The organism is Candidatus Dadabacteria bacterium (assembly GCA_026706695.1).
Classification (GTDB): Bacteria; Desulfobacterota_D; UBA1144; order Nemesobacterales; family Nemesobacteraceae; genus Nemesobacter.
Genome location: JAPOYE010000089.1, coordinates 1 through 13,559, shown reverse-complemented (window position 1 = coordinate 13,559; position 13,559 = coordinate 1). Strand labels below are relative to the sequence as shown.

11 protein-coding genes are annotated in these 13,559 nt (G+C 51.8%); 7 read left to right on the top strand and 4 right to left on the bottom strand.

Going from position 1 to position 13,559, the window contains the following annotated elements:
- Positions 1-15: 15 nt before the first annotated feature.
- Positions 16-1,893 (bottom strand): ABC-F family ATP-binding cassette domain-containing protein, encoded by a 1,878-nt coding sequence (locus tag OXG10_06730; protein MCY3827058.1) that lies wholly within the window; start codon positions 1,891-1,893, stop codon positions 16-18.
- Between OXG10_06730 and OXG10_06725 the strand changes: the two genes are divergently transcribed.
- From OXG10_06725 to murI, 5 genes are all read left to right on the top strand, one after another.
- Complete coding sequence (locus OXG10_06725; GenBank protein ID MCY3827057.1) at positions 1,883-3,166, top strand: GNAT family N-acetyltransferase; 1,284 nt, start codon at positions 1,883-1,885, stop codon at positions 3,164-3,166. The genes OXG10_06730 and OXG10_06725 overlap by 11 nt on opposite strands.
- A 10-nt stretch (positions 3,167-3,176) precedes the next feature.
- The gene (locus OXG10_06720; protein MCY3827056.1) at positions 3,177-3,512 is read left to right on the top strand and encodes an ATP-dependent Clp protease adaptor ClpS; all 336 of its coding nucleotides are present in this window, start codon (positions 3,177-3,179) and stop codon (positions 3,510-3,512) included.
- Position 3,513: 1 nt separating this feature from the next.
- Complete coding sequence (gene clpA, locus OXG10_06715; protein ID MCY3827055.1) at positions 3,514-5,769, top strand: ATP-dependent Clp protease ATP-binding subunit ClpA; 2,256 nt, start codon at positions 3,514-3,516, stop codon at positions 5,767-5,769.
- 76 nt (positions 5,770-5,845) lie between these two features.
- A complete protein-coding gene (locus OXG10_06710) occupies positions 5,846-6,838 on the top strand; it encodes an acyl-CoA thioesterase (protein MCY3827054.1) in 993 nt (330 codons plus the stop codon).
- A 74-nt stretch (positions 6,839-6,912) separates the two neighbouring features.
- Complete coding sequence (murI, locus tag OXG10_06705; protein MCY3827053.1) at positions 6,913-7,725, top strand: glutamate racemase; 813 nt, start codon at positions 6,913-6,915, stop codon at positions 7,723-7,725.
- A 9-nt stretch (positions 7,726-7,734) separates the two neighbouring features.
- Here the strand turns inward: murI and OXG10_06700 are convergent, their stop codons facing one another.
- The 3 genes from OXG10_06700 to OXG10_06690 all read right to left on the bottom strand — a co-directional run bounded on the left by OXG10_06700 (position 7,735) and on the right by OXG10_06690 (position 11,748).
- Positions 7,735-8,718 (bottom strand): electron transfer flavoprotein subunit alpha/FixB family protein, encoded by a 984-nt coding sequence (locus OXG10_06700; protein MCY3827052.1) that lies wholly within the window; start codon positions 8,716-8,718, stop codon positions 7,735-7,737.
- 55 nt (positions 8,719-8,773) lie between these two features.
- Positions 8,774-9,616: an electron transfer flavoprotein subunit beta/FixA family protein gene (locus OXG10_06695; protein MCY3827051.1), complete on the bottom strand. Its 843-nt coding sequence runs from the start codon at positions 9,614-9,616 to the stop codon at positions 8,774-8,776.
- 227 nt (positions 9,617-9,843) lie between these two features.
- The gene (locus OXG10_06690; GenBank protein ID MCY3827050.1) at positions 9,844-11,748 is read right to left on the bottom strand and encodes an ABC transporter substrate-binding protein; all 1,905 of its coding nucleotides are present in this window, start codon (positions 11,746-11,748) and stop codon (positions 9,844-9,846) included.
- Positions 11,749-12,029: 281 nt separating this feature from the next.
- Between OXG10_06690 and OXG10_06685 the strand changes: the two genes are divergently transcribed.
- Both OXG10_06685 and OXG10_06680 read left to right on the top strand, forming a co-directional pair.
- Entirely contained in the window at positions 12,030-12,482 is a 453-nt protein-coding gene (locus OXG10_06685; protein ID MCY3827049.1) for an RpiB/LacA/LacB family sugar-phosphate isomerase, read from the top strand.
- Positions 12,483-12,489: 7 nt separating this feature from the next.
- Entirely contained in the window at positions 12,490-13,521 is a 1,032-nt protein-coding gene (locus OXG10_06680; protein MCY3827048.1) for an aspartate-semialdehyde dehydrogenase, read from the top strand.
- Positions 13,522-13,559 lie beyond the last annotated feature (38 nt).

Genomic DNA, 13,559 nt, shown 5'->3' with positions numbered 1-13,559 from the left:
GAAACTTAACTGCATTTAATTAAAATTCTTTCGCATGTGCTCACTCACCTCGTCCCACCTGCCGTAAAGGGCAGAGAGCTTCGCCTCGAGTTCACCAAGCTGCCTTGTTTTTTCTTCCCAGTTAGTACCTTGGGGGGAAGTCTCGGGATTCGCAAGGAACCTTTCCATCTCCTCTTTTTCAGTTTCGCATTCTGATATCCTGCTCTCAAGATCCGAAAGGGCGTTTTCCATCTGTTTTTTCGAAAAAAGTGTCCAGTTCTCCATGTTCTCTATGCCTTTTTCGCGAAGTTCCCTGTAAAGCCGGTTGCGCCGCTCGGCCTCGAGGGCTTTTGTGGTTTTTTTCCTGGGTTCGTCGTTTTCCATCTCGGCGGGCATCTGTTCATCATCGGAGTCGCGGGATTTTTTCTCGAGAAACTCAGAGTAATTGCCTATAGAGGTCTCGACCTTCCCTCCTTCCACGTACCACACCCTGTTTACTAGGCTGTCAATGAAATACCTGTCATGGCTTATCAGCAAAAAGGTGCCGGAATACTCCTCGAGGGCACGACGAAGCACCTCCCTCGAGGCCATGTCAAGGTGGTTCGTGGGCTCGTCGAGGATCAGAAAATTGGAACGGGAAACCAGAATCTTTAGAAGTGAGAGACGGCTTTTCTCGCCGCCCGAGAGAACCGATACTTTCTTGGTTATATCGGAAGCGCCGAAAAGAAACGAGCCCAGAAGCGTTCTTGCCTCGGTCTGGGAAAAAAGAGGATAAGCTCCGATGAACTCTTCGTAAACCGTGTTCCGCGGATTAAGCATCTCGTCCTGGTTCTGCGCGTAGTAACCCAAGGTTACGTTGTGGCCGAGGCGGCTTTGGCCGGAGAAACCCTCCACGCCGGCAATCATCTTGCAGAGAGTGGTTTTCCCTTCGCCGTTTTTCCCGGTAACGGCTACCCTGTCTCCTCTTTCCACGCGAAGCGCGGGGCAGTTTCGAAAAACTACATTCCTTGTACCGCCGGGAACCTCATACTCCTTTGAGAAATCGCTTATCTCGTAAACCACGCGTCCCGCGCGCTCGGGGGCGGGAAAATCAAACTCAAGGGTTCTGCGGGTCTCCGGGGACGGGGCTTCGGGTTCCATCTTCTCAAGCATTTTTATCCTGCTCTGCACCTGTCTTGCCTTTGAAGCCTTGTACCTGAACCGCTCTATGAAACGGCGCTGCGCCCGGAGTTTTCTCTCCTGGTTCTTAGCAGTCGCCTCGGCGACCGCGGCAATCTGCTCTTTTCTCTCAAGGTAAGAAGAGTGATCGCCCCGAAACTCCCTTATCCCTCCGCCTTCAAGCTCCGCTATCGTGTCAACCATGCGGTCAAGGAGGTACTTGTCGTGAGATACCAGGACCACGGTTCCACGGTAGCTTCCAAGGTACCCTTCTAGCCACTCTATGCTTTTTATGTCAAGATGATTAGTCGGTTCATCGAGAAGAAGAACCTGAGGTTCCAGAAGAAGTATTCTCGCAAGCTCAACCCGCATTTTCCAGCCGCCCGAAAGAGAAGAGACCTTCTGGGAGAGCTGTTCCCCCGAAAAGCCCAGTCCGAACAGGATTTTCTCGGCTTCGTGTACGGGTTTTTCGGAACCATCCTCGCCTTCGTCGCGATCGCTCGCGCGGGCCGCCGAGAGCACCGTAAGATCACCCGTTCCCAGATCCATTATCTGCGGCAGATAACCCACGGTCAGTGCGGAGGGGACGGAGGCTTGCCCTTTTTCCGGCTCCATGAGTCCCATTACGATCTCAAGCAGCGTGGTTTTACCCGAGCCGTTCGGACCTACAAGACCGTATTTTCTTCCCTTTTTTATGCTCCACTCAAGGTTTCGGAAAAGTTCCTTACCAGCGAAGGAGTGACATATGCCTGACAAGCTTATCATCTCGACAAAAACAAAAAGAAACCTGATACTATTTCTCGGCGATACCCTCTTTGCTCGCCGGTTGCGGATAATGAAGGTACGAAAAAAGCTATCCAAAAAATCAACCGCATTCCAGATATGCCATTCGATAACGGAAGTCGAAAAAAGAAAATACGACTCCATCCAGCCCGATAACAACCCCTTTTTCGAGTTTGATTTTCTCTTCGCTCTCGAGAAATCCGGATGCGTGGGTCCGGGCACCGGATGGGAGCCGCGCCACCTTCTGCTGCGCGAGGGAAAAAAGCTTGTCGGGGCGGTTACGTTCTACCTGAAAACCGATTCCTACGGCGAGTACATATTCGACTGGCAATGGGCGCGGGCCTATCAGGACGCGGGGTTAAGATACTACCCAAAGGCGGTCGCAGGAGTGCCGTTTACCCCGACAACCGGACCGAGAATAATCGTTCGCAAAGACTACGACTATGAAACGTGTGCGCGGGCACTCATAAAGAAACTGGTTGAAGTATGTTCTCTTAAGAGCCTCTCTTCAATACATTTTCTGTTCGTAACAGAAGAGGAGCAGGAACTGCTCTCTGACTGCGGGTTTCTCTCAAGACTCACCCACCAGTACCACTGGCATAACTCGGGTTATCTCTGTTTCGATGACTTTCTCGGAGACCTTCGCTCTGGAAGAAGAAAACAGATAAAGAAGGAAAAACGCCGCCTCGGCGATCTGGGTGTTGAGATCTCGGTACTCGAGAAAGAGCAGATACGACGCGAGCACATAGACTCCATCTGGGAATTCTATGTGAGCACCAACTCGAGGAAATGGGGAAGCGCCTATCTTAACAGGGAGTTTTTCGACTCGGTGTTCGAGACGTACAGGGAAAAAACCGTGCTTGTGATCGCGCAGATAGATGGCCATCCGGTCGGTGGCACCATAAATTTCAGAAAAGGCGACAAGCTCTACGGCAGGTACTGGGGATGCAATATAGAGATTCCGTACCTTCATTTTGAGTGCTGTTACTACAGACCGATAGAGTTTGCCATAGATAACGGAATAAATGTCTTCGAGGCCGGCGCTCAGGGCGAACACAAGTTCCTCCGCGGTTTTGAAGCGGTACCGGTTTACAGTTCCCACCTGTTTTTCAACCCCGGGGCGCAGAGATCCATAGATAACTTCCTTCGGGAAGAAAGACCCTACATGCGCTCGCTTATCTCAGAGTACAACAGACACTCCCCGCTTAAGCGGGCCCGCGGTGGCAAACCGGAAAAAATCGTATAAAATATTGCGCATGCCTGAGCGCGAGAATCCGACTCATACTAGGGACCCCCAGCAGGTCGTCAGGGAGGATATCCGGGTAAAAAGGCCGGATATGTATATGATAGTCCTGCTAAACGACGACTACACCCCGAGGGACTTCGTAGTCTGGGTTCTCATGAAGGTGTTCTTCAAAAATGAAAACGACAGCAGAAATATAATGCTCGAAGCTCACACCAAGGGAAAAAGCGTCGTCGACTGCTATACCTACGACATAGCTACCACGAAGATAAGACAGGTAAAAGACTTGGCGGAAAAATACGAGCATCCGCTGAAATGCATACTTGAAGTCCAAAAGGCGGAGAGCTGACATGGTAGCATCAGAAGAACTCGAGAAAACCCTCTACCGAGCCTACCAGCAGGCAAAAGACCGCAAGCACGAGTTCATCACCCCGGAGCATATACTCCTTGAACTCACAAGGGACAAAGTCGCCGTGGAAGTGCTGATAGAATGCGATGTCGACACCGGGCTTCTCGCAAACGATCTTGAGGAACACCTCACTAAAAACGTATCCTCGATCGACTCCCCCCATCTTCCCGAACCGACCTACTCCGAAGGAAGCAAGTACATCTTCAGAGTGGCTTCAATGCACGCCGAAAGCGCGGAAAAAAAAGAAATAACCGGGGCTAACATACTGGTCGCCATGTTCAGGGTTCCCGAATCGCACGCCGTGTACTTCCTGAATCGCCAGGGGCTTACCCGGTTTGCCGTTATAAAGCAGATATCCCACGGAAAAGACGAGAGGACCGAGGAACATCAGGAAAAACCCGCAACCACCAAGGAACAGCAGAAGGAAACAAAAAAGGCCGAGACCAAGAACCCCCTTGAGCTTTACTGCACGGACCTGATCGAAAAGGCCCGGAACGGGAGCATCGACCCCCTCATAGGAAGAGAGAAAGAGGTTCAGAGGATAATCCACATTCTCGGCAAGAGAAAGAAAAACAACCCCGTGCTTGTCGGGGACGCGGGGGTAGGGAAAACGGCGATCGTTGAAGGGGTGGCTCACCGCGTGGTTTCCGGGGAAGTCCCCGAAGCGATGAAAAACCTCAAGATACATCTTCTAAACATAGGGACCCTTACGGCCGGAACGAAATACAGGGGAGACTTCGAGGAAAGGCTAAACGCCGTCATAGACGAAACCAAGAGGGATCCGGACAACGTGCTTTTCATAGACGAAATCCACACGGTCATAGGAGCCGGAGCGGTTTCCGGAGGAAGCCTCGACGCGTCTAACATGCTAAAGCCCGCCCTTGCCGGAGGAGACATAAAGTGCATAGGAACGACGACGCTTAAGGAATACAGGATCATCTTCGAGAAAGACCACGCGCTTTCTAGAAGATTCCAGAGAGTAACCGTGGATGAGCCGTCGGTTGAGGACTGCGGAAAAATCCTGTTCGGACTTAAGCGCCATTACGAAAAGTACCACAACGTGAAATACTCCCGGGGAGCGATAAGAGCGTGCATAGAACTCTCCGACAGGTACATAATGGACAGAAAGCTTCCGGACAAGGCGATCGACATCATGGACGAGGCTGGGGCCGCAGTGAAGCTCCGCAACCCTGATCCCGAGATAACGAGACAGGTAAAAGTGTCCGACATGGAGAAGCTGGTCGCGAAGATCGCGAAAATACCGACCAAATCGGTAAAAGCAGAGGACCGAAACCTCCTCCACGACCTCGGGGACAACCTAAAAGAATTCATTTACGCCCAGGACGAGGCCATAGACAAGCTCGTAAACGCCATACAGATGTCGCGAGCCGGCATAAGCGAGCCGGAAAAGCCCGTGGGCTCCTTCATGTTCTCAGGACCTACGGGGGTCGGCAAAACGGAGCTTGCGAAAAAGCTCGCAGAGATCCTTGGGGTTGAATTCATACGTTTCGACATGAGCGAATACATGGAAAAACACACCGTCTCCCGCCTCATAGGCTCGCCGCCCGGATACGTCGGCTATGACCAGGGAGGACAGCTTACCGAAGCCATATACAAATCTCCTCACTGCGTACTTCTGCTTGATGAGATCGAGAAAGCGCACGAGGACATATACAACATACTGCTCCAGGTGATGGACCACGCGACGCTCACGGATTCAAACGGAAGGAAGGTGGACTTCCGACAGGTAATTCTGATTCTGACGACGAACACCGGCTCAAGGGAAAGCATGAACAGGAACGTCGGGTTCGCGAAAAAAGAGTTTGAGGACAAAAGCCCGGAAGCCATAGACAGGTACTTCTCTCCGGAATTTAGAAACAGGCTGAATGAAATCATCAGGTTTAACCCTCTTGATATAAAGATAGTGGAGAGAATAGTCGACAAGATGATCGGAGAGCTTCAGCAGAGGCTCGTCCCGAAAAAAGTAACGATCAGTCTTACGCCGGAAGCAAGGCTTTTTCTCGCCCGCAAGGGCTACGATCCCCAGCTCGGCGCAAGACCCGTGCAAAGAGTAATAAACTCCGAGGTGGCGGAGAAGCTTTCAAAGGAAATCCTCTTCGGCGAACTCTCAGGCGGCGGCAAGGCGATTCTCTCCCTTGAAGATGAACAGATAGTTCTTCGGGCGGAAACTGACTGAACTTCTCCCGGAGCGCACGCCGCGGCGGAGAGCGGCCAGAAAACTCATGATCTCCATACGCGAAACTGCTAACAAAATGGTCCAGTACGTGCTTCCCGAACACTCGAACAACCACGGGACCCTGCACGGCGGAATACTCATGGACTGGATTATGCTCACCGGCAGCATCACGTCCTTTAAGTTCGCAAACGGGCCAGCGGTCCTGGGGGCTACAGACAGCATAGATTTTCTTAACCCCGTAAAGATCGGGGAAATAGTAGTTCTTGAAAGCTGGGTTGAGTATGTGGGAACTTCATCCATTGAAGTCGCGGTACGCGTGCACTCAGAAGACGGGGAGACCGATGAAAAAAAGCTTATAACCCTCTCCTATATGGCCTTCGTCGCCGTGGACGAAAATGTAGGAGCGAGAAAAATAGAAGCAAAACTAAGCGCGTCCAGCACGGTTGAACGGGAGCTTATAGCCCGGGCAGAGGAAAGGAAGGCTCAAAGACTTCCAGAGATAAAAAGAAGGCAAAGAAACGTCTCCAACGTAGCGGATGAGACGGAAAGTTCAAGGCTCATTTTCAATACCACCAAGATGGTGCTCCCGGAAGACGCCTTCTACGGGAAATTTATGTCCGTAGGGAAGCTTATGAAGTACATTGATGAGAGCGCCGCCATTTTGGCGAAAAGGTTTACCAAAGGTGTTCTGGTTACGGGATCCCTTGACGACCTTTTCTTCTACTCGCCGCTTAATGTCGGGAATCTGATCGAATTCAAGGCGGGCATCACCCATGTGGGAACAAGGTCTCTTGAACTGGCTATCAAGGTCGATTCGTATGATACACAGACCGGAGAGTCATCCCACGCGTGCACGGCGTTTCTCACCTACGTGAAAGTCGACGAAGCCGGAAACCCCGTCCCGGTCCCCGAGTTCACCCCTGAAACTCCCTACGAAATCCGGCTCTGGAAAGAAGCGGAAAAAAGAAAGGCAAAGAGAAGAGCGAGGGTGGAGAGAGCCAAGAGTCTTGCCGATGATTACCTGAACGAATACAAAAAAGTAAGCTCACGATCAAGAAAAGAGAGTTGATCGCCTTCTCCGGCGGAATTTGAAATCCGTTTTTCCCATCCCCGGAGTAAGCACGCAGCCACGACGGCAGAATTATGGAAGAGAGAAAAAACCGGCCAATAGGGATTTTTGACTCGGGAATAGGAGGACTTACGGTCTCAAAGGAGATAATGAACCTTCTTTGCGAGGAGAATATCGTATATCTCGGCGACACGGCCAGAGTCCCTTATGGAACGAAATCCCAAAGAACCGTAAGAAAATACGTTGAGAGCACCACTAATTTCCTTTTATCAAAAAACATAAAACTCCTGGTCGTGGCGTGTAACACCGCGTCTGCGTACGCTATAGAGATGCTGAAAGAAAATCTCGAAATTCCCGTTGTGGGAGTAGTGGAGCCGGGAGCGAAAAGAGCCTCGGAACTCACTGTTAACGGGAAGATAGGGGTGATAGGCACCCAGGCGACCATAAAAAGCGGCTCCTACGAGAAAAAACTGCGGGAAATCTGCTCCTCTTCAATAGAGATACACTCAAAACCCTGCCCGCTTTTCGTTCCGCTTGCAGAAGAAGGATGGGAAAATGATGAAACCGCCGTCCTTATAGCCGAGAAATATCTTGGAGATCTCAAGGAATCCGGAATAGACGTGCTGATACTAGGCTGCACGCACTACCCTATTCTTAAAAACACGATCGCCGGGGTTATGGGCAAAGGGATAAGTCTCGTCGATTCAGCTGAAGAAACCGCAAAGCAGACCGAAAACATACTAAGGTCCCAAGGGTTGCTAAGAGAAGACGGCAAGGCGCGGGAGATGTCGTTTTACCTTACCGATGATTCGGAAACCTTTACTTCAATCGCGTCCAGATTCCTCGGAAAACCCATGGAAAAAACGGAAGTCGTCGATATAGTGTGACGGGTTCCGTTACTCGGACAAGGCTTTTTTGAGCTCTTCCGTAAGCGGGGGAAGAACCTGGAAAAGGTCTCCGCAGATTCCATAATCGGATTTCGCGAAAATCGGGGCTTCCGGATCCTTGTTTATGGAAACTATGACCTTTGATGAACCCATGCCGGAGAAATGCTGTACCGAACCGGATATGGCAACCGCGACGTAAAGCACTGGAGATACCGCCTTTCCGGTCTGGCCGACCTGCATGTCATATGGACAGTATCCCGCGTCGACCGCGGCTCTTGTCGCCCCAGCGGCCGCGCCAAGCAGATCCGCAAGATCGTATATGTGATTGAAATTCTCCTCGCTTCCAAGACCCCTGCCGCCGGAAACCACCCTCTCGGCCTCGGTAAGCTCGGGTCGGTCGGATTCCTTGGTTTTCATTTCAATGACCTTGATCTTTATGTCGGCATCCGTAATCCCTGCATCTTCGCTCACTACCTGCCCCGCGCCGGCCGACTCTTCCTCCTTAAAGGAATTGGGCCTCACGGTGGCGATCATCGCGCTTCCGTCGCCGTTAAACTCCTGGGTGGAGATTGCTCTGCTTGAGTGTGAATACCTTTTTATCCTGAGCCTTCCGTCGTCGGTCATGCCTATATCTACGCAGTCCATTGCAAGCCCCGAACCCGTGCCAGAAGCGACTCTGGGCATATAATCCTCGGCGAAAGCCGTGTTGCCTGAGAGCACAACCGCCGGAGAGTGTTTCTTTATAAGTTCGCAAAGGGCTTTCACGTAACCGTCAGGATTAAAATCCCTGAGGTTGGGATTATCTACCACGTAGACTTTCTCCGCTCCGTAGCTTGCAAGCTCAGAAACCCTGTCCGAAACGCCGCTCCCGAGCAGCACTGCGCAGACGGAACCTCCAAGTTTTCTTCTGGCCTCGGAAAGAACCTCAAACGTCACCTTTCTTATCTGTCCGTCAGCCTTTATATCAGCAACAACCCAGATTTCACTACTCATTTAATTCAAGCCTCCTAGCGATACTTTCTGATAAAGCAATTCCGGATGTCCCGGATCATATGACCTTCGCGTCATCTCTCAAAAGCTTAACGAGTTCCCTTGCGGACTCGGCAATCTCATCTCCCTTGACCGTGGTCTCGTCGCTTCCTTTTATAATTCTCAGTTTTCTCTCCACCTCGGGAACTTCAAGACTCACTGTTTTTATCTTCGCCCCAGACTTGCCCACGGCATCCCTGTCAATACCGAGAGAACCGAAATCCACATCGTCTAGGGAGACTGTTTTCATCGGTTTTCTCTTTGCTTTCATTATGTTGGGAACGGACGCGTAGCGGGGCTCGTTCATAGCGTCGGGACAGGTTATAAGGGCCGGGAGAGAAACCTCGACGGAAACGCTTCCGCCATCGATCTCTTTCTGGCAGACAAGCTTTTTCTCATCCGGTTTTACGTCAATCACTTTGCTTACAAGCGCAAGGTGTGCAATTCCAAGTTCTTCGGCTATCTGTATGCCCACCTGAACGGATTCCTCGTCAATGATCTTCATCCCCGTGAAAATCAGGTCCACCCCCTCGATATTTCCGAGTTCCGACGCGACTAGTTTTGAAATGACAAGGGAATCAACGGTCTCCCCGAGAGCTTCATCCGAGATATGCACTGCGGAATCGGCGCCCATTGCAAGCCCCTGAAGCAACGCCTGTGAAGCGCGCTGCGGGCCCGCTGTGATCAGAACAACTTCGCCCCCGTATGCTTCCTTGGTCCTGATGGCCTCCTCAACGGCGAATTCATCGTAAGGATTCATGATCCATTTCATGCCTTCTGTATCTATGGAATCGCCGGAGGAATCGACCTTTATCCTCGCTTCGGTGTCCTGCGTCTGTGTTATAAAAACCACTATCTTCACCTGATACTACCTCCATGCTGGACTGATTTAATCTAGAGATGAAAATTCAAAAAAAAAGGAGCGGAAAAGCTCACTCCTTGCTAAGCGTATCATTATAAATACTAGGGAATTGCTGTCAAGAACAGAAAGCCCCCTGCAGAGAGTTATCCTCGGAGAAAAACCCGATTTCCACCTGCACTGCGTGCGCACGGAATCGTCGATCGTTGTTCCGAGGCTCAGGAGCACTGCTATAGATCAGTTCGATAGAGGTAGCGGATATCCCAAAGCCCGTACAACGTGGGCGTCGTGTTGCCGAAGACGTTTCGGACTGCGGTCAGCCGTTCCGAATGCGTTGTGTAGATGAGCGGCACGTTCTCGGCAACGATTTCCTGGGCGCGGTGGTATAGCGCTATGCGTTGGCCACGATTCAGTTCCTGGCTCGCCCTTATGTAAAGACTATCTATTTCGGCTTCCCAGTCCGTTGCCGGCTGCGTCTGATTCGGATACCAAAGGTGCAGATTCTCACTGCTATGCCAGACATTAATGCCGCCATGAGGGTCTGGCCCCCCGCTTAAGCCAATGACTATAGCTTCCCAGTCATAAGAGCGTGTCAGCTGGGAGACGAGTTCGCCGAACTCGACCAGCCTGAAATCCGCCTTGATGCCGATCTCCTCGAGATCCTGTTGGATGATCTTTCCAATTCTTTCACGTACGTTGGCCTGGGTTTGGGTTACCAGAGAGAACGCAATCGTATTGCCTGCTTCGTCTTCACGAATCCCGTCCCCGTCGGTATCGACCCAGCCGAGATTATCTAGGATGCGGTTGGCTTCGGCGATGTCGTACTCGTACCGCCGCACGTCGGGATTGTGAAAGTCACCTGCGGCCGGACTGATGGAGGACCACTGCGGGTAGCCGAGTCCATGCTGTACGTCGCGTATGATCGCGTCTTTGTCAACGATGTGTGCGACAGCCTGGCGGAACTGCGTATTCCGGAACCACTTAAGCTTGGTGGCCGCTACATAGGGTTCCATTGTATCCGGGTTTTGGTCGGGGTTCATGTTAAAAGCCAGAAATGTCGACCCGAAGTTGGGACCTCTCCTGTGGATAGTGAAATTCCCCTCCGCCTGCAGCGGTTCGAGTTCCGCGAATTCCTCGCCGAGCACACCATGAATGTCTGAGTCCCCTTCCTTGAACATGGCGAGTTCGGTCTCTAGGGACGGGACGATAAGGTGAACGATTTTGTCCAAGTACGGCAGACTGTTGCCCGTTTCATCCTTGAGCCAGTAATTCGGGTTGCGACTGAAGACCACGCGATCGTCGGGGACATAACGCTCAATGGTAAAGGGACCGGTGCCGATGACTTCGGCCGGCTCCGTGTCTATGCCCCATACCTCGTTGAAAGTGCCGTCGTCCACGTACGGCTCCAGAATATGCTTGGGATAGATAGCGGTACCCATGGAGCGCAGGAACGGTGCAAACGGCACCGGCAAGACGCACCGTACCGTATAGTCGTCAAGCGCCGTGACGGTCATCCTCTCCTGCGTCCAAGTTCCTGTAGCCTCGTCCAGAAACCGGAAGTTGAACGTTGCCCCGGCGCTGGATTTTATGTCCTCGTTGTATACGATGCGGTTGAAGGTGAACTCCACGTCATGCGCCGTAAAAGGCGTTCCGTCGTGCCAAGTCACGTCCTTGCGCAGGGAAAAAGTCCAGGTCAGGCCGTCATCCGAATGGGTCCAAGACTCGGCCAGCAACGGTTTGACTTCGTCAGTGAGCCACGAGGTCTCGGTCAGGCCCTCGAAGAGATACCCCAGAACTCCTGTCGACCCGGTATCGTTCGCAATAGCCAAGTTCAGGGTAAGTGGCTTGGAGGTGGTCGCGACCGTCAGCACCCCGCCGGTCTTGCCAATCGTGTACTCAAACCCCTCGGCATTCTTTCTTAGCTGATCGGCAATGCTGCCTGGGCGGTCGCTGTCGTGCAAGCAGGCAAGCAAGGCCAGCGTTGCGAAAACGGCTAAAGCGGCAAAAAGAACACCGGTCTGAGCGCATGACCGCAGTAATCGTCTTCCTCTGTGGAGTACACGGCCTCCAGCAAGCTTGCTACGCCAAGAACTGCCGGGAAAAATGTAAGTTTTTAACTTTCGTTGTTGAGACATATCTTTCACTCCATGTTCAAGTTGCTTATCTTGTCCTAAGGACAGATCATTTTACAATATCACAAGTTTTAGAGTATTTCGAAATTGAGCTTCACTGTCGGTACCAACCAGAAACTAAGCGTTATATTAATCCTATCAAACATTCTGCAGACGGAAAACACTTCTTTAAGACGATAACCCCGGCAGGTTGTTTTACCCGTGATGTAGCCGCCATATTATGGTATAGACTTATATAAAAATGAATCGGTATGTTTTTCGATCTGAGAAAGGAGATCCCGAAGATGAAGATCGCTGTTGGAAGTGATGAAAAAAACGCTCTTACCGACGAGGTAATAGAGGAGCTTCGTAAAAGAGACCTGGACGTTGAGCTCTTCGGACCTCTTGCGGATGAAAACGTGGAATGGGCCGAAGTCGCAGAGCAGGTGGCCGAGAAGGTTTCTCAGAAAGAGTGCGATCAGGGAATACTGTTCTGCTCGACGGGAACGGGGGTAAGCATTGCCGCGAACAAGGTTCCTGGAATACGGGCCGCCCTGTGCACGGACTCAAAGACGGCCGCGGGGGCGCGTATGTGGAACGACGCGAACATACTTGCCATGAGCCTGCGTCTAGTATCCCCTGACGTAGCGAAGGAAATCCTTGACGCTTGGTTCCAGAGTGAACCGGACCCCTCTGAGAAGGAAAACATAGAGAAAGTAGCCGGAATCGAATCAAAGCATCGCAGCCGTACGGACTGATCGAAAAATGGAAAGAAAAGAAAAATACAACGTGGCGATAGCGGGAGCCACGGGCGCCGTGGGACAGGAGATGATGCAGATACTCGAGGAAAGAAATTTTCCCGTGGGAGAACTGCGCCTTCTCGCTTCCGAGCGCTCCCGAGGGAGAAAATACAGTTTCTGCGGAAGGGAGATAACCGTCTCGGTGCTGGGTGAGGACTCCTTTCGTGGCATAGACATAGCTATTTTCTCCGCCGGCTCCGAAAGAAGCAGAAAATACGCGGACTGCGCCGTTGCAAGCGGAGCGGTGGTTATCGACAACAGTTCGGCGTTTCGCATGGACCCCGAAATTCCCTTGGTAGTACCCGAGATAAACGCCCAGGCGGCCGCGCTTCACGAAAAAAAAGGGATAGTTGCCAATCCCAACTGCACAACTGCGGTAGCCATTATGGCGCTTAAGCCCATCCATGACGTATCAAGAATAAAAAGGGTGGTCGCAACGAGCTTTCAGGCGGTCTCGGGAGCGGGAGCCGGTGGAATAGCGGAGCTTGAAAGCCAGGTGCGAAACTGGTCTGAGAGCGAAGAGCCCCCGCGCGAAACAAACACGTTTCCCCACCAGATAGCCTTTAACGTGATCCCGCACATAGACTCCTTTACGGAGAGCGGCTACACGAAGGAAGAAATGAAGCTTCATAACGAAACGCGCAAGATACTGGGGGATGATTCCATAGTCCTCACGGCGACGACCGTGAGGGTCCCGGTTTTCCGGTCCCACTCGGTTTCACTTAATCTGGAAACGGAAAGAAAAGTGACTGTCGAGGAGGCAAGGGAGGCGATCAGGAATTTCCCTGGGGTCTCGCTCGTTGACGACCCGGAGAATTCCGACTACCCGATGCCGGTTGAAAGTTCCGGGAAAGATGACTGCTTTGTCGGAAGAATCAGGGAGGACTACACGGTCAAGAACGGTCTTTCTCTCTGGGTAAGCGGAGACCAGTTAAGGAAGGGCGCGGCTCTTAACGCAGTGCAGATAGCTGAGCTTCTGGTCAGCAATTCCCACTAAGTCCTAAAGCCCCTTAAAACAAAGGGGTTCAGGAATTT